The sequence below is a fragment of the Ramlibacter ginsenosidimutans genome (assembly GCF_016654015.1).
Taxonomy (GTDB): Bacteria; Pseudomonadota; Gammaproteobacteria; order Burkholderiales; family Burkholderiaceae_C; genus Ramlibacter; species Ramlibacter ginsenosidimutans.
The window spans coordinates 303,074-324,391 of sequence record NZ_JAEPWM010000005.1 but is presented as its reverse complement, the minus strand read 5'-3'; the positions used below and the strand labels follow the sequence as shown (position 1 = coordinate 324,391).

At 69.2% G+C, this 21,318-nt stretch carries 21 protein-coding genes; 14 read left to right on the top strand and 7 right to left on the bottom strand.

The window, feature by feature from the left end:
- The first annotated feature begins 359 nt into the window (after positions 1 to 359).
- The 3 genes from JJB11_RS14655 (at position 360) to JJB11_RS14645 (ending at position 2,030) form a co-directional block, all read left to right on the top strand.
- A complete protein-coding gene (locus JJB11_RS14655; protein ID WP_201172517.1) occupies positions 360 to 1,133 on the top strand; it encodes a hypothetical protein in 774 nt (257 codons plus the stop codon).
- 151 nt (positions 1,134 to 1,284) lie between these two features.
- The gene (locus tag JJB11_RS14650; protein ID WP_242528983.1) at positions 1,285 to 1,665 is read left to right on the top strand and encodes a CHRD domain-containing protein; all 381 of its coding nucleotides are present in this window, start codon (positions 1,285 to 1,287) and stop codon (positions 1,663 to 1,665) included.
- A 113-nt stretch (positions 1,666 to 1,778) separates the two neighbouring features.
- Positions 1,779 to 2,030, top strand: a complete 252-nt coding sequence (locus JJB11_RS14645; RefSeq protein ID WP_201172512.1) for a hypothetical protein — start codon at positions 1,779 to 1,781, stop codon at positions 2,028 to 2,030.
- 182 nt (positions 2,031 to 2,212) lie between these two features.
- On the opposite strand, the gene cyoD is transcribed toward JJB11_RS14645, so the two are convergent.
- From cyoD to cyoA, 4 genes are read right to left on the bottom strand one after another with little or no spacing between them, the layout of a single operon-like run.
- Entirely contained in the window at positions 2,213 to 2,617 is a 405-nt protein-coding gene (gene cyoD, locus JJB11_RS14640; RefSeq protein WP_201172509.1) for a cytochrome o ubiquinol oxidase subunit IV, read from the bottom strand.
- Positions 2,614 to 3,288 (bottom strand): cytochrome (ubi)quinol oxidase subunit III, encoded by a 675-nt coding sequence (locus tag JJB11_RS14635; protein WP_201172506.1) that lies wholly within the window; start codon positions 3,286 to 3,288, stop codon positions 2,614 to 2,616. Before JJB11_RS14635 ends, cyoD begins: the two co-directional genes overlap by 4 nt.
- Positions 3,285 to 5,294, bottom strand: coding sequence for a cbb3-type cytochrome c oxidase subunit I (locus JJB11_RS14630; protein WP_201172503.1), 2,010 nt, complete (start codon positions 5,292 to 5,294; stop codon positions 3,285 to 3,287). Before JJB11_RS14630 ends, JJB11_RS14635 begins: the two co-directional genes overlap by 4 nt.
- 1 nt (position 5,295) lies before the next feature.
- Positions 5,296 to 6,234, bottom strand: a complete 939-nt coding sequence (gene cyoA / locus JJB11_RS14625) for a ubiquinol oxidase subunit II (protein WP_201172500.1) — start codon at positions 6,232 to 6,234, stop codon at positions 5,296 to 5,298.
- 126 nt (positions 6,235 to 6,360) lie between these two features.
- Here cyoA and JJB11_RS14620 point away from each other — a divergent pair, with 126 nt between their 5' ends.
- Positions 6,361 to 6,711 (top strand): hypothetical protein, encoded by a 351-nt coding sequence (locus tag JJB11_RS14620; protein ID WP_201172497.1) that lies wholly within the window; start codon positions 6,361 to 6,363, stop codon positions 6,709 to 6,711.
- 168 nt (positions 6,712 to 6,879) lie between these two features.
- Here JJB11_RS14620 and JJB11_RS14615 read toward each other — a convergent pair whose 3' ends face one another.
- The 3 genes from JJB11_RS14615 to JJB11_RS14605 form a co-directional block, all read right to left on the bottom strand.
- Positions 6,880 to 7,353 carry a MarR family winged helix-turn-helix transcriptional regulator gene (locus tag JJB11_RS14615; protein WP_201172494.1) on the bottom strand — a complete coding sequence of 158 codons (474 nt, stop codon included), beginning with the start codon at positions 7,351 to 7,353 and terminating at the stop codon, positions 6,880 to 6,882.
- A 96-nt stretch (positions 7,354 to 7,449) separates the two neighbouring features.
- Positions 7,450 to 8,334, bottom strand: a complete 885-nt coding sequence (locus tag JJB11_RS14610) for a DUF3014 domain-containing protein (RefSeq protein WP_201172491.1) — start codon at positions 8,332 to 8,334, stop codon at positions 7,450 to 7,452.
- Positions 8,335 to 8,471: 137 nt separating this feature from the next.
- Positions 8,472 to 8,927, bottom strand: a complete 456-nt coding sequence (locus JJB11_RS14605; RefSeq protein WP_201172488.1) for a hypothetical protein — start codon at positions 8,925 to 8,927, stop codon at positions 8,472 to 8,474.
- Positions 8,928 to 9,214: 287 nt separating this feature from the next.
- On the opposite strand from JJB11_RS14605, the gene JJB11_RS14600 reads away from it, so the two are divergent.
- The 10 genes from JJB11_RS14600 (at position 9,215) to JJB11_RS14555 (ending at position 21,304) form a co-directional block, all read left to right on the top strand.
- Positions 9,215 to 11,824: an outer membrane protein assembly factor BamB family protein gene (locus tag JJB11_RS14600; protein WP_201172486.1), complete on the top strand. Its 2,610-nt coding sequence runs from the start codon at positions 9,215 to 9,217 to the stop codon at positions 11,822 to 11,824.
- Between the two features lie 480 nt (positions 11,825 to 12,304).
- On the top strand, positions 12,305 to 13,081 hold the full coding sequence (gene ku, locus JJB11_RS14595; RefSeq protein WP_201172475.1) for a non-homologous end joining protein Ku: 777 nt from the start codon (positions 12,305 to 12,307) through the stop codon (positions 13,079 to 13,081).
- A complete protein-coding gene (gene ku / locus JJB11_RS14590; protein WP_201172473.1) occupies positions 13,074 to 14,084 on the top strand; it encodes a non-homologous end joining protein Ku in 1,011 nt (336 codons plus the stop codon). The genes ku (JJB11_RS14595) and ku (JJB11_RS14590) overlap by 8 nt, the downstream gene beginning before the upstream one ends.
- 275 nt (positions 14,085 to 14,359) lie before the next feature.
- On the top strand, positions 14,360 to 16,237 hold the full coding sequence (locus JJB11_RS14585) for a PQQ-dependent dehydrogenase, methanol/ethanol family (RefSeq protein ID WP_201172458.1): 1,878 nt from the start codon (positions 14,360 to 14,362) through the stop codon (positions 16,235 to 16,237).
- On the top strand, positions 16,234 to 16,860 hold the full coding sequence (locus JJB11_RS26030) for a c-type cytochrome (protein ID WP_201172455.1): 627 nt from the start codon (positions 16,234 to 16,236) through the stop codon (positions 16,858 to 16,860). The genes JJB11_RS14585 and JJB11_RS26030 overlap by 4 nt, the downstream gene beginning before the upstream one ends.
- A complete protein-coding gene (gene coxB, locus JJB11_RS14575) occupies positions 16,857 to 17,876 on the top strand; it encodes a cytochrome c oxidase subunit II (protein WP_201172452.1) in 1,020 nt (339 codons plus the stop codon). Before JJB11_RS26030 ends, coxB begins: the two co-directional genes overlap by 4 nt.
- Positions 17,877 to 17,903: 27 nt before the next feature.
- Positions 17,904 to 19,853, top strand: coding sequence for a cytochrome c oxidase subunit I (gene ctaD, locus JJB11_RS14570; protein WP_377372013.1), 1,950 nt, complete (start codon positions 17,904 to 17,906; stop codon positions 19,851 to 19,853).
- Positions 19,840 to 20,454 (top strand): cytochrome c oxidase subunit 3, encoded by a 615-nt coding sequence (locus JJB11_RS14565; RefSeq protein WP_201172447.1) that lies wholly within the window; start codon positions 19,840 to 19,842, stop codon positions 20,452 to 20,454. The genes ctaD and JJB11_RS14565 overlap by 14 nt, the downstream gene beginning before the upstream one ends.
- Entirely contained in the window at positions 20,451 to 20,897 is a 447-nt protein-coding gene (locus JJB11_RS14560; protein WP_201172446.1) for a hypothetical protein, read from the top strand. The genes JJB11_RS14565 and JJB11_RS14560 overlap by 4 nt, the downstream gene beginning before the upstream one ends.
- Positions 20,894 to 21,304: a c-type cytochrome gene (locus JJB11_RS14555; protein WP_201964855.1), complete on the top strand. Its 411-nt coding sequence runs from the start codon at positions 20,894 to 20,896 to the stop codon at positions 21,302 to 21,304. Before JJB11_RS14560 ends, JJB11_RS14555 begins: the two co-directional genes overlap by 4 nt.
- Positions 21,305 to 21,318 lie beyond the last annotated feature (14 nt).

The following is a 21,318-nucleotide window of genomic DNA, read 5'->3' as shown; positions in this document are numbered from 1 at the left end:
GGACGAATCATTATCGCGTCGGACGCCCGTGCCGCGTGCGGATCCCCGGTCCGGGAGATCGCCGGCGATGGGGAGAGCCGGTCTCCGCTCGAGCTGTTCGCTCCGAGACCCGCGACGGGGTTTCGTAGCTAAGGCGCGCGAACCTCAGCGATTCGGTGAAGCGCGGTAAGCTGGGGTTCGCCTGCGGCTCACCGCCAGCCTACGCCTTTCCGGGACGGGACTTGGCGACTTCGTAGCAATCTCACCCGGCCCCCCACTTGCATGCGGCGCCTTCCTACGACGAGGCGCAACGCAGCCGAAACGCGCGGCGCACCCTGCTTGCCTATGCTGATCGCATCCGCCACCGACGACCTTGGAAGATGCGCAACCGCTGCAGCCGCCCGCTATCCGTCCAGCACCTCCTGGCCGCCGCATGGCTGGCAGCGGGCGTGCTGGCCGGCCCTGCAGTGCATGCGGAGAGCGTCGCGGCCGCAACGGCGACGGCGACGCCGGTCGCAGCGCATCGCTTCCCGGCCAAAAGCCCGTCCGCTGCGCTGCAGCCCCGGCGGCTCGCGGACTTCGGCGGCACGCCGGTCTCCGCCGGCGTGCGCGAGGTGGCGAACTGGGCCTTCTACACCGGCGACAACCAGGGCCGCGCCGTCGTGATCCTGGACAAGCAGGCCGCCACCGTCTACGCCTTCGATGCGCGCGGCAAGCTGGTGGCCAGCGCACCGGCGCTGGTGGGACTGACCGTCGGTGACGACACGGCGCCCGGCGTCGGGGACAAGCCGCTTGCGGAAGTGCGCGACGACGAGAAGACCACGCCCGCCGGCCGCTTCGTCGCCGTGCCGGGCTGGGACGACTCCGGTGTGGACGTCGTCTGGATCGACTACGCCGGCGCGGTCGCCATGCACCGCGTCATCGACAAGGTGCGTGCCGAACGGCGCCCCGAACGGCTTGCTTCGCCCAACGCGGCGGACCGGCGCATCTCCTTCGGGTGCATCAACCTCCCCATCCCGTTCTACGAACAGGTGCTGAGCCCGACCGTGCGCCAGTCCGGCGCGATCGTGTATGTGCTCCCCGAGACGCGCAGCCCGCGCGAGGTCTTCCACTCCTGGGACGTCACCGATCCCGCCGCCCATCCGCCTGCCTGAGTACGGGAATCCCTGTACCCCGGCGGCCGTCGCGCGTGGCAATCTGCGGGCCGGCACTGTTGCCGATGCGAACCGAGGATGCCCCATGCGCCCTGCCCCGAAACTGGTCCTTGCCGCCGTTGCGGCGCTCACGCTCGCCGCCTGTGCCGAGATGCCCTGGAGCTCCACGCACAACGGTGCCACGCACCTCGGTGGCACGCTGACCGGCGCCCAGGAGGTGCCGCCGGTGACCTCGGCCGGCACGGGCACGCTCGACGCCAGCTACGACAAGACGTCGCACAAGCTGGAGTACACCGTGACCTACTCGGGCCTGAGCGGGCCGGCGACGGCGGCGCACTTCCACGGGCCGGCCGCGCCCGGGACGAACGCCGGCGTCATCGTCCCGTTCGCCAATGCGGCGAGCCCCATCAAGGGCGAGGCGACGCTGACCGATGCGCAGGCCGCCGACCTGCTGGCGGGCCGCTGGTACGTCAACGTGCACACGCGCGCGCATCCGGGCGGCGAGATCCGCTCGCAGGTCACGACGCGGTAAGCCGCGAGCGAAGGCACGGCCGCCCCCTGCCTGCTTGACGCGGCGCATGCGGCGCCCGTCACTTCCTTGACGTGAGGCAAATCGTGCGGGGCGGCTTGCGCTGGAATACGCGCATGGCCTCGATGACGTATTCAGTGACCCCTGGCGATCGCATGGCGCTTCAGGAGTACGAAGCGTTGTACGAGCAATGGCGCCATGCCGAAGCCGAACTCGCGGACTGCGAAGTGCGACTGTGGACCGAGGCGCTGCGCGCGCCCGGAGGCGAAGCGCCCTGCCCGCTCGGCGCCGAGACGCTGCGCCTGCGCGAGGTCGCCCACGCAGCCCGCGCTCGCGTGCTCGATCTCTCCAGGGCCGTGCTGCGCTGACAAGCCGGGCGGAAGGCGAAGCGCAAATCGTAGGCTGGCGGTGAGCCGCAGGCGAACCCCAGCTTGCGGCAGAACTGGAATGCTGGGGTTCGCGTGGCTCACCCCAGCCTACGAAGACTACGAAGACTCACTGCCAACCTGCGCGAAGGCCCCAGGCTGCGACCCGCGCGCTGCGCGCTGCCTCAGCGCTGCCGCTTGAGGACCTCGCTCATGGGCAGCATGTTGTGATCGAGGTGCGCCATGATCCACAGCGAGCCGCCCACGATCAAGGCGACGATGAGGATGCCGAAGGCGAGCGCCAGCACGTTGTTGGTGTTGTCCGGCGCGGTGGTCATGTGCAGGAAGAACACCAGGTGGATGCCGATCTGCGCGATGGCCAGCACGATCAGGGCCGCCGGGATGGCCGGGCCCCAGATCAGGTGTGTGCGCACCGCGTAGAAGGATGCCGCCGTGAGCAGCGCGGACAGCACCAGCCCCAGCGCATAGCTGCCGATCGCCGCCTTCGGATTCACCCCGGGGGTCGCGAGTCCCGGGCCGATGTCGTCCTCGTCGTGCGCCGGCGCCGCGAGGTGGTCGTGCTCGCTCATCGTCCTTCTCCGATCAGGTACACCATCGTGAACAGCGCGACCCAGATGATGTCGAGCGTGTGCCAGAACAGGTTGAAGCACAGCATGCGACGCATGATGTCGGCGCGGAAGCCCTTCGCGAGGAACTGGGCCATCATGGTCCCGAGCCACAGCAGGCCGGCGAGCACATGCAGGCCGTGGCAGCCCACCAGCGCGAAGAACGAGGAGAGGAAGGCACTGCGCTGCGGACCCGCGCCGCTGGCGATCATCCCGGCGAACTCGGACGCTTCCAGGCCGAGGAAGGCGACGCCGAGCAGGCCGGTGACCAGCAGCGCCAGCTGCGTCCAGAGCTGCCTTCCCATCTGCGCCGACACGCCGGCCAGCCCGCAGGTGAAGCTGGAGAGCAGCAGGCAGGCGGTCTCGATGGCGACCCGGCTGGGGTCGAACAGCTCGCGGCCCGAGGGTCCGCCCGCGGTCTCGGTCTGGAGCACCGCGTGCGCGGCGAAGAAGCACGAGAACATGACGACGTCGCTGAGCAGGAACAGCCAGAAGCCGTACCCGACGATCACGGTCTTGGAGGCCGGCCCGCCCTCGCCGCGGCCCGTGGCCACGGAGTGCCCGGCCTCGCCGTGGCGATGACCAACCCTGTACGGATCGAAGCCACCTTCGGCGAATGGAGCGGTCGCGCTCATGCCGGCTCCCCGCCCGCGTTGCGGGCCAGCCAGTCCGCGCGGGCGCGGCGCCGCTCGCGGTCGATCCGCGCGACCACCGTGGCCGGCACGATCTTCTCGGACACGTCGCGCCACGCGAACCAGACGAACACGGCATAGGCGGCCACCAGCCCGACGATCACCAGCCACCAGATGTGCCAGATCAGCGCGAAGCCGGTGAGCGTAGCGAAGAACGCGCAGATGAAGCCGGTGGGGCTGTTGCGGGGCAGCTCGATCGGTGCGTAGTCGGGCTCCTTGGGCAACTGCTGCGTCTCGATGGCGCGGCGCTTGATCTCCCAGTAGGGCTCGGTGCCATGCACGCGCGGCAGCACGGCGAAATTGAAGGACGGCGGCGGCGAAGACGTCGCCCATTCGAGCGAGCGGCCATGCCAGGGGTCGCCGGTGAGGTCGCGCAGCGAGTCGCGATGCCGGATGCTGTAGGCGAGCTGGAACACCTGGCAGGCCGCGCCCGCGGCCATGACGATGATGCCGGCACCGGCGATGAGCACCCACGGCCGCCATGCGGCGACGTCGTAGTGCTGCAGCCGCCGCGTCATGCCCAGCAGGCCCACCACGTAGAGCGGCATGAAGACGATGTAGAAGCCGGCGAGGCCCAGCCAGAACGCGGCCTTGCCCCAGCCTTCGTGCAGGCGAAAGCCGAACGCCTTGGGGAACCAGAACGTGATGCCCGCGAAGGCGGCGAACAGCACGCCACCCACGATCACGTTGTGGAAGTGCGCCACCAGGAACAGGCTGTCGTGCAGCTGGAAGTCGGCGGGCGGGACGGCCAGCAGCACGCCCGTCATGCCGCCGATGACGAAGGTGACGATGAAGCCGAGCGCCCACAGCATCGGCGTGTCGAAGCGGATGCTGCCGCCGTACATGGTGAAGATCCAGTTGTAGACCTTCACGCCGGTGGCCACGGCGATCAGGCTGGTCGCGATGCCGAAGATGGCGTTGACGTCGGCGCCTGCGCCCATGGTGAAGAAGTGGTGCAGCCAGACGGTGAAGGAGATCAGGCAGATCGCCATCGTCGCGATCACCATGGAGCGGTAGCCGAACAGCGGCTTGCGGGAGAAGGTCGAGAAGATCTCGGAGAAGATGCCGAAGGCCGGCAGCGCCAGGATGTACACCTCCGGATGGCCCCAGGCCCAGATCAGGTTGATGAACATCATCATGTTGCCGCCGGCCGTGTTGGTGAAGAAATGGAAGCCGAGGTAGCGGTCCAGCGCCAGCATCGCGAGCGTGGCGGTGAGCACGGGGAAGGCGGCGACGATGAGCAGGTTGGCGGCGAGCGCGGTCCAGGTGAACATGGGCATGCGCGTGTAGCGCATGCCCGGCGCGCGGGTCTTGAGGATGGTGGTGACCAGGTTGATGCCGTTGATCAGCGTGCCCACGCCCGAGATCAGCAACGACCACAGGTAGTAGTCGACGCCGACACCGGGCGAATACGGCAGCTCGGACAGCGGCGGGTAGGCGACCCAGCCGGTGCGCGCGAACTCGCCCACGACCAGCGACACGTTGATCAGCAGCGCGCCCGTGGCGGTGAGCCAGAAGCCGGTGGAGTTGAGCGTGGGGAAGGCGACGTCGCGCACGCCCAGCTGCAGCGGCACGACGAAGTTCATCAGGCCGATCATGAGCGGCATGGCCGCGAAGAAGATCATGATGGTTCCGTGCGCGGTGAAGACCTGGTTGTAGTGCTCGGGCGGCAGGAAGCCGGGCGCACGGAAGGCCAGGGCCTGCTGCGAGCGCATCATCACGGCGTCGACGAAGCCGCGCAGCAGCATGAGGATGCCCAGCAGCGTGTACATCACGCCGATGCGCTTGTGGTCGACGCTGGTGATCCACTCGCGCCAGAGGTAGGGAAGGTGGCCCTTGATGACCACCCACGCAATGACGGCGATCAGGATGACCAGCACGGTCGCGCCCGCGGCGAGCGGGATGGGCTGGTCCCAGGGGATGGCGTTCCAGGTCAGTTTTCCGAACATCTCAGCTTCCGGTGCGGGGATTGGCGGCCGCGCCCCCGTGGCCCACCTCGGGGCCGCCGGCGGGCGGGATCTGCTGCTGCACGACCGCGTCGAACAGTCCGGCCTGCACGGACCGGTAGGTGAAGGGCTGGACGTCGCGGCTCTGGCGCGCGAGCTCGGCATAGCTCGCGGCATCCAGCGCGCCCCCCGCCTGCCGCGTCGCGTTCAGCCAGCGGGCGAAGTTGTCGGCGGCAACGGCATGCACGAGGAAATGCATCCCGGAAAAACCGTCGCCGCTGAACTGCGCGGACTGGCCGTAGTAATCGCCGGCATCGTCCGCCTGCAGCGAGAGCTGAGTCGCCATGCGGTTCATGGTGGCGACCATGCCCCCGAGCTGCGGAACCCAGAACGAGTTCATCACGCTGCCGGAGGTGAGCGAGAAATGGACAGGCACACCCGTGGGCACGACCAGCTGGTTCACGGTCGCCACGCCCTGCTCCGGATAGATGAAGAGCCACTTCCAGTCGAGCGACACCACCTGCACCTCCAGCGGCCGCGCCGGCCCCGGCAGTGGCGCGAACGGGTCGAGCCGGTGGGAGCCGCTCCAGATCAGCCCGCCGATGAAGACGATGGCCAGCAGCGGAATGGACCAGACGATCAGCTCGACGCGGCCCGAGTAGGCGAACTGCGGCCGCCGGTGTGCGCGCGGATTCGAGGCGCGGAACCACCACGCGAAGGCCACTGCGACCAGAATGGTGGGGACCACGATGACCAGCATCACCGCCAGTGCATTCAGCGTGACCTCCCGCTCGGCAGCGCCCACCACGCCGTGCGGGTCCAGCACGCCCCCGGCGCAGCCGGAGAGCAGCAGGGCCAGCAGGAACGGGATGCGACGCGTGCCTGCCGTGGACCGCGCCGGCCGGCGGGGCAGCCTCGCGCATGCGCAGTCGAGGTCGTTCATGCAGGGTCTTTGTGTCGAAATGAATTCTGTCGCTGCGGCTTCGCGCCGTGCGCCCGGAGGCGCGATGAATTTGTAAGAATGTTTCCAGCCGTTCCGCAACGGGACGCCACATCCGGGAGAGATCGCATGGGCAGCGCAACCATCAAGCAATCGTTCGCAACCCTCGAGCAGGCCAACACCGCCGTGCAGGCACTCACCGAAGCCGGCATCGCCAAGGACGCGCTGCGCATCTGGGCGCGCGAGGACGAGGCCGGCCCTGTGAGCGGCAACTTCGCCGTCGGCAACGGCGCGACGACCGATTCGGGCTTCAACGATCCTGCGCGTCCGGGCTATGGCACGACCTACCAGGGCAACTTCGACCGGCCCGTTGCGCGCGGCACCGTCCTGCTGCTGGCGGCGGGCCTCGACGAAGGGCAGGAACGGATCGCGCGCGACGTGCTGTCCGGCATGGACGGCACGGACCTGAGCGCGTCGTGAAAAGAACGAGGACGCGGGCGGTCCTGGCTGCGCGGTAGAAGGAGGCGCCAGGCCACCCGTTGTTCGAACACATGTGCCGCAATGCATTTCCCCGCGCCACCCTCGTGGGGCGATGGCCGTGCCGGGGCGCGAGAGCAACGACAGCGTCGCGCACGCACCCAGGATGCACTAGTGACCGAGAGGCAAGTTCTTGTCCTGCGCCTCCGGGCCCAGCAGCTCGATCAGCTTGGCCAGGTCACGGTCCAGGCGCGCCAGGGCCTTGGGATCGAGCTTGCGCAGGGCGTCCGGCAGGATGCCCTCGAACGGGCCCGGCGCTTTCGCCAGCACCTTCTGTCCGCGCGGCGTGAGGTACAGCTGCACGGAGCGGCGGTCCTCCTCCTCGCGCAGGGAGTGCACGAGGTCCGACTGCACCAGCGAGCGCAGCAGGTTGCTGGCGGTGGACTGGTGCACGTGCATCGCGTGGGCGAGATCGCTGACGCCCAGCCCGGGTTGCTGCCGGATGACGCTCAGTGCCCACAGCTGCGCGCCCGAGACGCCGGCTTCGGACTCCACCGCCCGCAAATGCGCCTTGACCGAATTGAACACCACACGGAAGCGGCGCAGCACCTTGTGCGCAGGCTCGGCGACGGGGGCGGGCTGCATTGACTTGCTGTCGGGTGCCGGGTGCGCCGCGCGTGCCCGCCTGGTAGCGCGTGCCTGCGCAGGGGCGGTCCTGGCCTGCGTACCCATATGCCCGGTTTATCGGGTCGCCGGCGGGGCAGCTGCGGCTCCGGACACCAGCAGCTTGCGCACCTGGCGCAGCTTGGCCTTGAGCGTGCGCTCGTTCGCAAGCCCGACCCGCACGAGGATCTTCTGGCCGGCGGCGAGGCTTTCCAGTTGCGGGTCGGCGTACTGGTAGCGCACCCACGGGTGCGTCGATGGCACGGGCCCCTTCACTTCCGTGAGCTGCAGCTGCGGCGGCTCGGCGGGCTCGGGCGCGGCGAGCATGAGGTCGATGACCGTCATGACGCGGTCGTTCAGGTAGCGGTCGCCGAAGCCCAGTTCGCGATAGGCGCCCTGCAGCAGCGGGTACATGCGGCGGTAGAGCGCCACCGCCCGGTCCGCGTCGATGCTCGCCACGAACTGCACGAAGGGCGTGTACCTTGCTGCATTGCCGGGCGCGATCACCGGACCATCGGGACGTTCCTCGACGCTGAAGGCGCCGGGGATCGGCTGCACCGGCCAGGCCGCGACAGGCGCATGCTCGCGCCCGAGGCTGTCGATGGTCGCCGCCACGCGGCGCGGAAAGTCGACGGTCTGCAGGAAGGTCCGGACCGCAGCCGCGCCCAGCAGCTGCGTGAGCGCCTGCGGGATATCGTCTGCGCGCAGGGCCGCCTCGGGCGCGGGGACTGGATACTGGATCGCAGGCGTCGGCGCTGGCGCAGCGGGCGCTTGCGCCGCGACTGGAGCGGGTGCGGCGCCGGGCGCGACCGGCGCTTGCGGCGGCCCACGCATCAGCCACGCCGCGATGGCGGCAGCCACGACGAGCGCTGCCAGGCCGATCAGGCGGCCGGAGCGCCGGGGCGGCGCGTACGGGCGGTCGTCGCTTTCCGCCCGGATTTCGGCTTCGAGGTTGGTGACCATGGGACCTCACCTGCGCCACGTGCATTTGTGGCAATCCAATCTGCCCGGACTGTACACCCGTTGCCGAGCCGCGGGCAGCTCTCTTTACAAGCGTGTGGCCATGCCGACGCAGCGCCCCAGCCGGCGGCGTCCAATCTTCAGGATGCATTGCGGGCGTCGCCCGCATCGGCTTGCGCGGCGCGCCGCGTCCGGGACACCGATTCGCGCGTGCCCACGAGCGTGCGGGCCTGCATCTTGCGGCGGCAGGCCACGGCGAGCTCGCGCAGGCAGGCCTGGTGACGCCGCGTGGCCCGGGCGAGGGCTTGCTCGTGGTCATCGGTGCGCGGCCGCGGTCCCTCGTCCAGCCGTTCGAGCAGTTCGTGGTGCGAGATCATGAGATCCAGCCAGGGGACGGTCAGCCCCGCGCATCCCGCGCAGCAGCGGCGCAGTTCCGCCATGTGTTCGCGCAGCCGGTGACGCCTGCCCGGCTCGGCGGGGTCGTGCAGCAGCACTTTCAGCTGCGCCTCGTAGAGCTCCAGCGCGGCCAGTGCGCGGAACGCGCGGATGTCGACGGTGCTGGCGGGGTCGCTGGATTGCATGCGGGTCGGGCTCATGGTTCCTCCACGGACTTGGCGCAGCGCAACGGGGCAAGGATGGGGTCGCGGCGTCGCATGGAAATGCGAGAAGGTTCGCGCGCAGCCGCCGCACAGCGTGTCGGACGAATTCGCACGCGTGCGTCGCGCGACTACATTTGTCCAAATTCTATCGTGCCCCGTGGCAAAAGGGGTCACCTGCCGGGCGCCGGCAGCCCGACAATCGCAATCGGCGCGCCCGCCGATCGGGCCAGGGAACCAAGCCTGCATATTTGTCCCAAACGTAATACGGAACAAGGGAGCAGCTCATGACTGAACGCAGGCACCTCTTCACGACCATCCTCGCGGTGCTTCTCGCCCTCAGCGGGCTCGCCCTGCTCTTCGGCGGGGCGTGGCTGGTGGCCGAGGGCGGCTCGGCTTACTACCTCATCGCCGGTTTGCTGCTCGTCGTGGATGCGGTGCTGCTGTGGCGCCGCAGCGCGTGGGCGCTGCCCCTGTTCGCCGCGATCTTCGCCGGGACCCTCCTCTGGGCGCTGTGGGAATCCGGTCTCGACTGGTGGCCGCTCGCCGCGCGACTGGACGTCCTGTTCGTGCTGGGGGTGCTCCTGCTCATTCCTGCCGCCAGCCGCGGCGCCGCGCGCGCCGGCGCGGGCAGGCTGGCCGTGGCGGTCGCGCTTGGTGCGTTCGCGCTGGTCGCGCTGGTCACGCGCATCCACGACCCGCACGACCTGTCGGGCACGCTGGCGTCCAGCACCGCGGCATCCCCGCCGGCCGGCGTGGCCGCCGCCGACTGGACGGCTTACGGCGGCTCGCCGTTCGGGCAACGCTATTCAGCGCTGCGCCAGATCACGCCCGCCAACGTGCACGAACTGAAGGAGGTCTGGCACTACCACACCGGCGACCTGCGCGGCCGGCCCGGCGACCCGGTGGAAACGACGTACGAGGTGACGCCGCTGAAGATCGGCAACCGCCTCATCCTCTGCACGCCGCACCAGAACGTGATCGCGCTCGACGCGACGACGGGCCAGCAGCTCTGGCGTTTCGATCCGCAGATCCAGATCCAGGACAAGCTCGCATTGCAGCACCTGACCTGCCGCGGATTGAGCTGGCAGGGACCCGCTACGGGCAACAGTGGCAGCGCGAGCGCGGCGCCAGCGCCGGCGCAGTCCGTCGCGGCCGCGGCCGGCGCGTCCTCAGCGGCCGCGAGCGCACCATCGCCCGCGGCCAGCGCCGCCTCGGAGGCCGGCGCCGACACACAGGCCCGCAGCCAGGGCCAGGTCGGCGCACTCTCGATCACCGGACCGGTGCCGGCCGGCAAGGTCCCCGGGACACCGCCGATCGCGGTGGTGTCGCCTTCGCACGCACCCATGGTCGCTGCGACCACTTCGGCTGCCGATGCGACCTGCGCGTCCAAGCTGTTCTTCGCCACGGCCGACGGGCGCCTGATCGCACTCAACCCGGAAGACGGCCACGTCTGCGCTTCGTTCGGCGGCGGCACGGGCCAGATCGACCTGTGGGCGGGCATGCCCAACTACCGGCCCGGTTCGTACTACTCGACGTCGCCGGTCGTCGTGACGCGCAACCTGGTGATCGTCGGCGGCACGGTGCTGGACAACGTCTCCACGCACGAGCAGTCAGGCGTGATCCGGGCGTTCGACAGCGACACCGGCGCTCTGGTGTGGAACTGGGACTCGGGCAATCCGGACCAGACCGCGCCGATCGCCCCGGGCCAGACCTACACCGTGAACTCGCCGAACAGCTGGAGCATCTCCGCGGCGGACGAGAACCTCGGCCTGGTCTACGTGCCGATGGGCAACCAGCCGCCGGACCAGTGGGGCGCCAATCGCAGCGCGCCTGTGGAGAAGTACTCGTCGTCCATCGTCGCCCTCGACCTGCACACCGGCAAGGTGCGCTGGGTCTTCCAGACCGTGCACCACGACCTCTGGGACTACGACGTGCCTTCGCAGCCCAGCCTGCTGGACCTGCGCATCGGCAGCACCACCGTGCCCGTGCTCGTGCAGCCGACCAAGCAGGGAGAACTCTTCGTGCTGGACCGGCGCACCGGCCAGCCGGTCGTCCCGGTCAACGAGGAGCGCGCGCCGCAGGACGCCATCCAGGGCGACCACTCCGCGCCGACGCAGCCGCGCTCCGGCATCTCCTTCGACCCGCCGCCGCTCACGGGCAGCCAGATGTGGGGCGGCACCATGTTCGACCAGCTGTGGTGCCGCGTGGCGTTCCACAAGCTGCGCTACGACGGCCGCTTCACGGCGCCTTCGCTGCAAGGCTCGCTGATCTATCCCGGCAACTTCGGCGTGTTCAACTGGGGCTCGATCGCGGTGGACCCGGTGCATGGCTGGGCGTTCACCACGCCGACCTACCTCGCCTTCGTCTCGAAACTGGTGCCGCGGCCCGACGGCCAGGCGCTTGTCGTGAACAAGACGCCGCCCCAGGGCAGCCTGCCCGCGCTGAACGAGAACTTCGGCGCGCCGTATGGCGTCGACCTGCACCCCTTCGAGTCGCCCCTGGGCATTCCCTGCCAGCAGCCGCCCTGGGGCTACGTGGCCGGAGTGGACCTCACTGCGGGTCACGTCGTGTGGCGGCATCGCAATGGCACGGTGCGCGACCTCGCACCCGTGCCCGTCCCGTTCCGCATGGGCGTGCCGAATCTCGGAGGCCCGATCCTCACGGCCGGTGGCGTCGCGTTCCTCTCCGGCACGATGGACTACTACGTGCGTGGCTACGATGCGGCGACCGGCAAGCAACTCTGGCGCGCGCGGCTGCCGGCCGGCGGCCAGGCCACGCCCATGACCTACGAGGGCTCCGACGGTCGCCAGTTCCTGGTGGTGGTTGCCGGCGGCCACGGGTCGACCAAGACCAAGGCGGGCGACAGCGTGATCGCCTACGCGCTGCCGCGGTGAGCGGTGGGGCGGGCGCGTAGCGGGGGCCGCTTGAAGCTTGCGTGCTGATGGAGGCAGGAGAACGCAGAGGGCGCAAAGGTTACGCAGAGGACGCAGAGAAGACATTCAAAGGAATTTCTCGAAGCGGTTTTCTTTGCGTCCTCTGCGTAACCTCTGCGCACTCTGCGTTCTTCTATCGACAAAGCACCCCCGCGTACTACCGCGCACCCCCGCTCACGATCCCAAGCCCACACGGCGCGCCGCTAAGCACGTAAACTGAAACGGCCGGTCCTTCCCTTCACGAGCGATGCCACAGCGTTCACCCGACCCGAAACCGAGGCCCTGGTGGCTGCATGGCGGCACCGAGGAGTGCCCGCATTGCGGCCAGCGCTACCACCTCGAAGCCGAGCGCCGCTGCGCCGGCTGCGACGCGCCCAGTTGCGCCCACTGCCTGGGCGAGGCGGACCAGCTGTGTCCTGGGTGCACTCCCGAAGGCGACCCATGAGCGCGCGGGCGATCTGGAAAGGCCAGTTGCTGGTCGGCCGGCACCAGGTGACGGTCAAGATGTATTCGGCGGTGGAAGACCGCACGGTGCACTTCAAGCTCCTGGACCGCAAGAACCACGCGCACGTGCAGCAGGAGATCGTGCGCAAGGACACCGGCGAGCCGGTGGAGCCGGACGCGCGGCGCAAGGCCTTCCCGCTCGGGAACGGCGAGGCCGTGATCCTGCAGCCTGAGGAACTGGCCTCGCTGGAGCCGCCGGCCAGCCGCGACATCCACCTGTGCCGATTCGTCCCCGCCGGCCTGCTCTCGGACCAGTGGTACGACCGGCCGTACTGGTTGGGCCCCGACGAGGACGAGGACCGCTATTTCGCGCTGGCCCGGGCCGTCGCGCAGAAGCAGGCGGAGGGCATCGCCCGCTGGGTGATGCGCAAGAAGCGCTACCTGGGCGCGCTGCGCGCCGAAGGCGACTACCTGCAGATGATCACCTTGCGGCGCTCCGAGCAGGTCATGGCCATGCCCGAGGTCCAGCCGGCGAAGTCCAAAGCGCCCTCGGAAGCCGAACTGAAGCTCGCCACGCAACTGGTCGACTCGATCTCCGGCGACTTCGATCCCGCGCAATGGCACGACGAATACCGCGAGCGCCTGAGCGCCCTCATCGAAGCCAAGCTCCACGGCCGCAAGGTGACGCCGCTGCGTCCGCGCGAGCCGGCGGCCAGCTCCAGCCTGGAGGACGCGCTGCGCGCGAGCATCGGACAAGGACGCAAGCGTGCCTGAGCATCACGCGCCTGCCGCGCCCGTGCGCGCCTTCTGGTCCGGCACCATCACCTTCGGGCTGGTCAGCATCCCCGTGGATTTCTATGCCGCCGCCCGCGCCCGCGACACCTCGATGAAGATGGTCGACGCGCAAGGGCATCCACTGGGCCGGCGCTACACCAGCGCGAGCGACGGCAAGCCGCTGGACGACGACGAGATCGTGCGCGGCTACGAGACCGACAGCGGCAAGGCCGTCGTGATCACGGAGGCGGAGTTCGAAAGCGCTGCGCCCGAGACCTCGCGCGACATCGACCTGCTGCGGTTCGTGCCGCTGCAGCAGGTGCCGCCCGCGAGCTTCGTGCGGCCTTATTTCCTCGCCCCCACGCAGCGCGCCGGCAAGGCGTATTCCCTGCTCGCCCAGACCATGGAACGCACCGGCAAGGCCGGCATCGGCCGCCTGGTCATGCGCGGCCACGAGTACCTCGTCGCGATCATCGCCGAGCACGGCGCACTGCGCGCCGAGACGCTGCGGTACGTCGATGAACTGCGCACGCCGGAGGCCATCGGGCTGCCCGCGCCGACGCGAGTGACCGCCGCGAAGGTCGAGGAATTCACCCGCGAGATCGACCGCGCGCTGGAAAAACGCCTGGACCTGCACGAGCTGGAAGACCGGGACGCCGAAGCGCTGGAGCAACTGGCGCGCAGCAAGCTGAAGGCGCACAAGGACGTGGTCACCTTGCCGGAGACGGCCGAAGACGAAGAGCCCGACGAAGGAGGGGCGCAGATCATCGACCTGGTCCAGTTGCTGCGCAACAGCCTGGGCGGAGAGGTGAAGGCCACGCCGGGCGCCGCGGCGAAGCATGCGCGCGTGAGTCACGCGGACTCGGGCGGCGAGCTCGCGAGCATGACGCGCGAACAGCTTGCCCGCCTGGCGACGGACCTGGGGATCGCGGGCCGCAGCAAGATGGACAAGGGCGCGCTGGTGAAGGCCGTGCAAGCGGCGCGGCGGCGCAAGGCGGCGTAGCCACGCCCTTGAACGACTTCCTGAGCCAGGAAGTTCAGCAGAAAAGCAAGGACGAAGCGAGCGAGCGCGCGAGCCCGCGCCGCAGAGCCACGTGCCCTCGGTGCCTTCGCCGGCGCGAACGCTTTCGAACGCCGGCATCAGGCAGCGGTCAGTTCACCTGCTCGGCACTGCTATCGCCCGGCTGCGTTATGAAAAAGTATTTGTAACAAACCAAGCACGGTCGAGGAGCGCGCCGATATAACTCGCATCGCGACATAAAAACACCTGGAGACGTCATGACCCACCGTGGTCTTCTCCCCGCGCTGCGTGCTGGTTGGGCGCGCTGGTCGGGAGCCCTGTTCCTCGCCTCCTTGCTCGCGGGCCCGGCTTTCCCGCAAGGCACACCCCAGGCAGCGCCCGCTGCCGCCACCTCGGCGAACTTCGCGCCGAACGACCCGCCCGGCGAATGGCACATGCAGGCGCGCGATTACGCGAACACCCGCTACAGCCCGCTCGCCGAGATCAACGCGTCCAACGTGGCCCGCCTGCGGACCGCCTGGACGTTCTCGGACGGCACGCAGAACGGGCACGAGGCGGCGCCGCTGGTGGCGAACAACACGATGTACCTCGTGACGCCGTTCCCGAACATCGCGTATGCGCTCGACCTCACCAAGCCGGGTTCGCCGATCAAGTGGTCGTATGCGCCCGATCCCACCCCGGTGTCGATCGGCAAGGCCTGCTGCGACACGGTGAACCGCGGTGGCGTGCTCGTCAACGGCAAGCTGATCTACAACCTGCTGGACAACCACACGATCGCGCTGGATGCCAAGACCGGCAAGGAGTTGTGGCGCACGAAGATGGGCGACACGACCCACGGCGAGACCATGACCATGGCGCCGTTCGCGGTCGGCAACCGCGTCTTCGTCGGCAACAGCGGCGGCGAACTGGGCGTGTGGGGCTGGATCGCCGCGCTCGACGTCGACACGGGCAAGGAAGTCTGGCGCGCCTACAGCACGGGCACCGACCAGGAAGTGCGCATCGGCCCCGAATTCAAGCCGTTCTACGACTGGATGAAGGGCAAGGACCTCGGCGTCAGCACCTGGCCTCCGGGCGCGGCGCGCCGCGGCGCGGGATCGGTGTGGGCCTGGATCTCCTACGACCCGGACACCAACACCATCTTCTACGGCACCAGCAATCCGGGGCCGCGGGTGCCGGCGCAGCGGCCCGGCTACAACCTGTGGACCAGCACGATCTTCGCGCGCGACGCCAGCACCGGCATGGCCCGGTGGGCCTACCAGTTCACCCCGCACGACGAGTGGGACTACGACGGCGTCAACGAGAACGTGCTGCTGGACGCCACCATCAACGGGCGCAAGCGCAAGGTGCTGGTGCACTTCGACCGCAACGCCTTCGCCTACACGATCGACCGCATGACCGGCGAGGTGCTGACGGCCCAGCCCTTCGCGTACCAGAACTGGTCCAAGGGCATCGACCTGAAGACGGGCATGCCGATCGTGAACCCCGCGATGGAGCCCAAGCCCAACGTCAAGCTGCCCAACGTGTGCCCGCCCGACATCGGCGGCAAGGACTGGCAGCCCTCGGCGTACTCGCCGCAGACGGGCCTGGTGTACGCGGGCATCTTCAACATCTGCATGGACCTGACGGACCATCCGCAGTCGTACATCCCCGGCACGCCCTACGACGGCATGGAGATGAAGCGCTACGCGGGACCGGGCGACAACTGGGGCGAGTTCATGGCCTGGGACCCGGTGGCCGGCCGCAAGGTCTGGTCGATCCGCGAGAAGTTCATGACCATGAGCGGCTCGCTCGCGACCGCCGGCAACCTGGTGTTCTATGGCACCGCAGATGGCTGGTTCCGCGCGGTCGATGCGCACAGCGGCAAGGTGCTGTGGTCGCACAAGCTCGGCTCCGGCGTGATCGGCCAGCCGATGACCTACACGGGCCCCGACGGCCACCAGTACATCGCGATCTATTCGGGCATCGGCGGCGCGGCGATGGTGAGCTCCACGATGCCCGGATTCCCCCCGCGTGGCAGCACCTTGTATGTGTTCTCGCTCGACGGCGTTTCATCGGCCACGGGCACCACGCAGCTGGAGACCGAAGCCGGCGGTCCGGCGGCCCGCGCGGACCACGGCATGGGAGGCAAGCCGTGAGCCCCGCCGGCCGCACCGCGCTCGCGCTGGCCGTGCTCGCGCTCGGCGGCTGCGACCGCATGCAAGGCGGCAGCACGGTCGCCGCCGCACCCGAGAACGCGGCCCCGTCCATCGAAGCCATCTCGGCCGTGCCGCTCGGCGACGTGGCCGGTCCCGGCAAGACGCCGGCTCCCGCGATCCAGGACAACCCGTACGCGCACAACCCGCAAGCCGTGCAACAGGGAGAGGATCTGTTCGTGCGCATGAACTGCGCGGGCTGCCACGGCTACGGTGCCAAGGGCAGCATGGGCCCCAACCTCACCGACCACTACTGGCGCTACGGCGGCACCCCGGTGCAGATCTTCAAGTCGATCTACGAAGGGCGGCCGCAAGGCATGCCCGCCTGGAACCCCGCGCTGCCCCCGAACGACATCTGGAAGCTGGTCTCGTACATCCAGTCGCTGGGCGGAACGTTCCCCGCCAGCGCGTACCAGGCCTGGGTGCAAGGCGACGTGCCCGGCACGCAGTTCTCGCCGGAGACTGCCTCCACGCTGCCGGCGGATGCAGCGAAGGCCAAGCCCAGGAACGAGACGGCCACGAGCAGCCCGGCGGAGGCGCGACCGGACCCGGGCAAGACGCCATGACGCGGATCCCGCAGTCCCTGCTCCTCGCGCTGCCCCTGCTGCCCGCCGGTGCGCGCGCGGCCACGGCGCTGCCTCTTTCGTACGTGCAGACCTTCGGCACGGCGGGGGATCCAGTCACGCGTCTCGGCTGGGGGCTCGCCGTGATTTCGATTGTCGTGTTCGCCCTTGTCACCATCGCGCTGCTCGCCGGCCTCCTGCGCCGGCGCCCGCCCGTCCCCGAATTTGAACTGGCCGTGCGCCGCGACGCGGGCGGCATGAGCTGGCTCTACGTCGGCGTGAGCATCACCGTCGTCGTGCTCGCGGCCTGCGCCGTGTGGACCATGCTGACGCTGCGCGCGATCGCCATGCCGGGCGCGGCGGACCAGATGAAGCTGCACGTCACCGGCGCCCAGTGGTGGTGGCGCGTGGAGTACCAGGCGAGCGATCCCAGTCGTGGGTTCACGACCGCCAACGAGATCCACATCCCCGTGGGCCAGCCGGTGAAAGTGGAGTTGTCCAGCGAGGACGTGATCCACTCGTTCTGGGTCCCGCAGTTGTCCGGCAAGATCGACATGATCCCCGGCCACACCAACGAGCTCTGGCTGCAGGCGTCGCAGCCCGGCACCTACCGAGGCCAGTGCGGCGAGTTCTGCGGCGCGCAGCACGCGCACATGGCGATGCTGGTGGTGGCGCAGCGTCCGGAGGACTTCGCGACCTGGCGCGACCGGCAACTGCAACCCGCAGCCGCGCCGGCACCGGGCAGCCCGGGCGAGAACGCCGAGCGGCTGTTCGTGAGCCGTTGCGGCGCCTGCCACACGGTGCGCGGCACGGACGCGGGGGGCATCCTCGGCCCCGACCTGACGCACCTGATGGAGCGCAGCACCGTGGCCGCGGGCGCGCTGCCGAACACGCCGGGCAACCTGGCCGCGTGGATTTCCAACCCGCAATCCATCAAGCCGGGCACGCGCATGCCTGCCCCATCGATCACGCCGGCGGAACTGCAGCAAGTGGTCGCCTACCTGCAGACCCTGCGCTAGACGAGGAGCCCCGTGGACAGCACTGCCATCGCCCATTTGCGCCGCCCGGTGATCACCCGCGCAGCCGACGACCCCGGCCTGCACGAGCGGCTGCGCGGGATCTGGGAAACGCGCCCGGGATTCTGGGGCGCCCTCTGCTCCGTGGACCACAAGGAAATCGGGCTGCGCTACCTGGTCACCTCCTTCGTGTTCCTGCTGCTCGGCGGACTGGAGGCGGCCGTGATCCGGCTGCAGCTCGCGCAGCCGAACGGCCACGTGCTCGCGCCCGAGGCGTACAACCAGCTGTTCACGATGCACGGCGTGACCATGATCTTCCTGTACGCCCTGCCCGTGCTCTCCGGCTTCAGCAACTACCTGTGGCCGCTGATCCTCGGTTCGCGCGACATGGCCTTCCCGCGCCTCAATGCGCTTTCGTACTGGGTGTACGTGGCGTCGGGCATCTACCTGTACTCCAGCTTCCTGATCGGCCGCGCGCCGGACGCGGGCTGGTTCAACTACGTGCCGTATTCGGGGAAGGTGTTCGACCCCGGCATCAACATCGACGTCTACGCGCTGGGCATGGTGCTGCTGGGCATCTCCACCACCGTCGGCTCCGTGAACTTCGTCGTCACGCTGTTCCGCACGCGCGCGCCGGGCATGTCGATCAACCGCGTGCCGATCCTGGTGTGGGGCACGATCACGGCGTCGGTCGGCAACCTGCTGGCGGTGCCCGCGGTGAGCCTCGCGTTCTTCATGCTGTGGCTGGACCGGCAGTTCGGCATGCATTTCTTCGACGTCAACGGCGGCGGCCAGCCGCTGCTCTGGCAGCACCTGTTCTGGATGTTCGGCCACCCCTGGGTGTACGCGATCGTGCTGCCGGCGATGGGGATCGTCTCCGACGGCCTGCCCACCTTCTGCCGGCGGCCGCTGGTGGGCTACACGCCGGTGGCGCTCGCCACGGTCACGACGATGGTGCTCGGCCTCGGCGTCTGGGTGCACCACATGTTCGCCACCGGGCTGCCGCCCGTGTCGCTCTCGTTCTTCAGCGCGGCAAGTTTCGCCATCGTGATCCCGAGTGCGGTGGCCGTGTTCTCGTGGCTCGCGACCATCTGGACCGGCCGGCCGGTGTTCCGCACGCCCTTCCTGTTCTTCGCCGGCTTCATCCTGCTGTTCGTGATCGGCGGGCTCTCGGGCTTCATGACCGCAGCCGTGCCCGTGGACCGGCAGCTCACCGACACGTACTTCGTCGTGGCGCACCTGCACTACGTGATCATCGGCATCAACGTCTTCGCGGTCGTCGGCGGCACCTACTACTGGTTCCCGAAGATGACCGGCCGCATGATGAGCGAGCGCCTGGGCAAGTGGAACTTCTGGGTGATGTTCATCGGCTTCAACGTGGGCTTCTTCCCGATGCACATCGCCGGCCTGCTCGGGATGCCGCGCCGCATCTATACCTATCCGGCGGGCATGGGCTGGAGCACGCTGAACCTGGTGATCTCGCTGGGCTCCTGGCTGTTCGCCATCGGCGTGCTGCTGTTCCTCATCAACATCGTGTACAGCCTGAAGCGCGGCCTGCCGGCGGGCCCGAACCCCTGGGATGGCGCCTCGCTGGAGTGGTCCACGTCGTCGCCGCCGCCGCCCTACAACTTCGCGGTGATCCCCAGCGTGGCGAGCCGCAATCCCTTGTGGGAAGACCGCATGGACGACACGCCCAAGCGCACCCGCCTCGCCGAGGGCATGCTGCTCGATCATGGACGGGAGACCATCGGCACGACCGTGCTCGATGCGGAGCCAGACGTGATCCTGCGCATGCCCGGCGACTCGCCGGCGCCCCTGATCCTCACGCTGGGCCTGAGCGCCCTGTTCGCGGGACTGCTGCTGCACTCGTGGACCTTCGCCGGCGCGAGCGCCGTCATCACGGCCATTGCCACCATCGTGTGGCTCTGGCCCGAGGAACAACTGGGCCAGACCGCGGAGTTCGAACATGAGCGTGCATGACACGATGGACCTGCAGCAGCCGCTGCCGGTGGGCAGCCGCGGCCGGCTGTCGTCCGGGTGGTGGGGCATGTGGAGCGTGGTCCTCACCGAAGCCGCACTCTTCGGCTACCTGCTCTTCAGCTACTTCTACGTCGCGGCGCAGGCGCACGCGCCCTGGCCCGCGGGCGGCGCGCCCAAGCTCACCATCGCCCTGCCCGACACGATCATCCTGCTGCTGGCCAGCGGCACGGTGTGGTGGGGCGAGCGGGGCCTGCGCCGGGGCGAGCAGGGCAAGCTGCGCCTCGGCCTGCTGCTCACGATCGTGCTGGGCGTCGTCTTCCTCGCGCTGCAGGTGCTCGAGTGGAAGCACAAGAGCTTCACGCCCGCGTCGAACGCCTACGGCTCGCTCTACTTCACCATCACCGGCTTCCACATGGCGCACGTGCTGGTGGGCCTCGGGATGCTGCTGTTCCTGCTGGTCTGGGCGCTGCTCGGCTACTTCGACGTGCGGCGGCATTCGGCGGTGTCGATCGGCGCGGTGTACTGGCACTTCGTGACCGCGGTGTGGCTCGCCGTGTTCGCGACGATCTACCTCTCGCCCTATCTCGGGGTGCAGAGATGAACACGGACACGCGCCAGCCCGGCACCGCGCACCCGCACCCGGCGCCGCAACGCCATGAGGTGGGTCGCTGGTGGATGTGGGTCTGCCTTGCGCTTCCGCCCGCGGTCTGGTTCGTCCAGCTCACGCTGGCCAACATCCTGACCAGCCAGGCCTGCTACCCCAGCGACATGCCCTTGCAGGAGCCGCGCCTGGACGTCCTGCCGTGGGTGGTCGGCTGCGACCTGGTGGTGCTCGTGGTCGCAGTGGCGGGCGGTTTCGTCGGCTGGCTCAACTGGCGGCGGACAGCTGGCGAGAAACCCGGCGGCGGCCATCACCTGCTCGAAAGTGGCGACGGCCGCACGCGCTTCATGGCGATGTCCGGGATGCTCACGAGCGGCATCGTGCTGGTGGCCAGCATCTATGCGATCCTGAGCCACCTCACCGTTCCCTGGTGCGGAACATGAAGACGCTCGCTGCCTGGTGTGCCGCGGCACTGCTGTGCGCCACTGCGCCTGCGAGCCATGCCGACGGCTGGCTGCCGCTCCCCAAGGTGCCGCAGGCGCTGGGACGCCCGGCCTGGAATGTGCCGGGCGGCGACCCGCAGCGCGGGCAAGCGCTGATCTCGCGCATGGGCTGCGCGGGCTGCCACACGATTCCGGGGATCGCCGGCGCGGACGGCAACGTCGGGCCACCGCTCACGCGCATCGGTGACCGCATCTTCATCGCCGGCGTGCTGCGCAACACGCCGGAGAACATGGTGCACTGGGTGCAGCACCCGCAGAGCGTCGTGCCCGGCAACGCGATGCCCGAGATGGGCATCACCGAGGCGCAGGCGCGCGATATCGCAAGCTATCTCTACACCTTGCGCTGAAGGCGCAGCCACCC

Excerpts from the sequence above, each read along its gene's own strand:
- JJB11_RS14655 (WP_201172517.1), top strand. The coding sequence starts at position 360 with ATGCGCAACCGCTGCAGCCGCCCGCTATCCGTCCAGCACCTCCTGGCC.
- JJB11_RS14650 (WP_242528983.1), top strand. The coding sequence starts at position 1,285 with ATGCCCTGGAGCTCCACGCACAACGGTGCCACGCACCTCGGTGGCACG.
- JJB11_RS14645 (WP_201172512.1), top strand. The coding sequence starts at position 1,779 with ATGGCCTCGATGACGTATTCAGTGACCCCTGGCGATCGCATGGCGCTT.
- cyoD (WP_201172509.1), bottom strand. The coding sequence starts at position 2,617 with ATGAGCGAGCACGACCACCTCGCGGCGCCGGCGCACGACGAGGACGAC.
- JJB11_RS14635 (WP_201172506.1), bottom strand. The coding sequence starts at position 3,288 with ATGAGCGCGACCGCTCCATTCGCCGAAGGTGGCTTCGATCCGTACAGG.
- JJB11_RS14630 (WP_201172503.1), bottom strand. The coding sequence starts at position 5,294 with ATGTTCGGAAAACTGACCTGGAACGCCATCCCCTGGGACCAGCCCATC.
- cyoA (WP_201172500.1), bottom strand. The coding sequence starts at position 6,234 with ATGAACGACCTCGACTGCGCATGCGCGAGGCTGCCCCGCCGGCCGGCG.
- JJB11_RS14620 (WP_201172497.1), top strand. The coding sequence starts at position 6,361 with ATGGGCAGCGCAACCATCAAGCAATCGTTCGCAACCCTCGAGCAGGCC.
- JJB11_RS14615 (WP_201172494.1), bottom strand. The coding sequence starts at position 7,353 with ATGCAGCCCGCCCCCGTCGCCGAGCCTGCGCACAAGGTGCTGCGCCGC.
- JJB11_RS14610 (WP_201172491.1), bottom strand. The coding sequence starts at position 8,334 with ATGGTCACCAACCTCGAAGCCGAAATCCGGGCGGAAAGCGACGACCGC.
- JJB11_RS14605 (WP_201172488.1), bottom strand. The coding sequence starts at position 8,927 with ATGAGCCCGACCCGCATGCAATCCAGCGACCCCGCCAGCACCGTCGAC.
- JJB11_RS14600 (WP_201172486.1), top strand. The coding sequence starts at position 9,215 with ATGACTGAACGCAGGCACCTCTTCACGACCATCCTCGCGGTGCTTCTC.
- ku (WP_201172475.1), top strand. The coding sequence starts at position 12,305 with ATGAGCGCGCGGGCGATCTGGAAAGGCCAGTTGCTGGTCGGCCGGCAC.
- JJB11_RS14585 (WP_201172458.1), top strand. The coding sequence starts at position 14,360 with ATGACCCACCGTGGTCTTCTCCCCGCGCTGCGTGCTGGTTGGGCGCGC.
- coxB (WP_201172452.1), top strand. The coding sequence starts at position 16,857 with ATGACGCGGATCCCGCAGTCCCTGCTCCTCGCGCTGCCCCTGCTGCCC.
- JJB11_RS14565 (WP_201172447.1), top strand. The coding sequence starts at position 19,840 with ATGAGCGTGCATGACACGATGGACCTGCAGCAGCCGCTGCCGGTGGGC.
- JJB11_RS14560 (WP_201172446.1), top strand. The coding sequence starts at position 20,451 with ATGAACACGGACACGCGCCAGCCCGGCACCGCGCACCCGCACCCGGCG.
- JJB11_RS14555 (WP_201964855.1), top strand. The coding sequence starts at position 20,894 with ATGAAGACGCTCGCTGCCTGGTGTGCCGCGGCACTGCTGTGCGCCACT.